The sequence below is a fragment of the Vibrio sp. 2130-1 genome (assembly GCF_033339515.1).
In genome coordinates, this window is the sequence record NZ_JAWOUT010000730.1 from 1 (window position 1) to 518 (window position 518).

The window sequence follows — 518 nt, forward strand, 5'->3', positions numbered from 1 at the left end:
AGTGTCTGCTGATATCGCAGAACAAGCTCGTCAATCTCTAGACAACGTTAAAGCGGTTGTTGAAGCATCTGGTCTTAAAGTGTCAGACATTGTAAAAATGACGGTTTTCGTTAAAGATCTAAACGACTTCGGTACAGTAAACGAAGTGTACGGCAAATTCTTTGATGAGCACGAAGTAGCAAACTACCCTGCTCGCTCTTGTGTTGAAGTTGCACGTCTACCAAAAGACGTAGGTATCGAAATTGAAGCAATCGCGGTTCGCAAATAATTGCGATATCAGATTGAATGAATAAAAAATGGGTAGCCTTAGCTACCCATTTTTGTATTCGGTGTTTAACCCGTTTAAGCGGCGTTACGCTGTTTTACTTCTTCATCCAGCTCTTCTAGCTTTTCCTTCATCTGCTCGCGGCATACATTTGCGAGTTCACGGATGCCATCTTTACCGTAACCTTCAGTGCTCACCGGTGGCAACATTTCAACAATCACATGACCATTGTTCCAGCGGTTAAGTTTAATGT

General features: G+C 42.5%; 1 protein-coding gene and 1 pseudogene. One reads left to right on the forward strand and one right to left on the reverse strand.

The genetic code is table 11. The features are described from left to right. A partial coding sequence (locus tag R7Q09_RS28390) for a Rid family detoxifying hydrolase (protein ID WP_225466877.1) occupies nucleotides 1-268 on the forward strand: 268 nt, incomplete at its 5' end. 74 nt (nucleotides 269-342) lie between these two features. Here the strand turns inward: R7Q09_RS28390 and R7Q09_RS28395 are convergent. After that, nucleotides 343-518 (reverse strand): annotated as a pseudogene (locus tag R7Q09_RS28395) (1-acyl-sn-glycerol-3-phosphate acyltransferase); the annotation flags it as partial.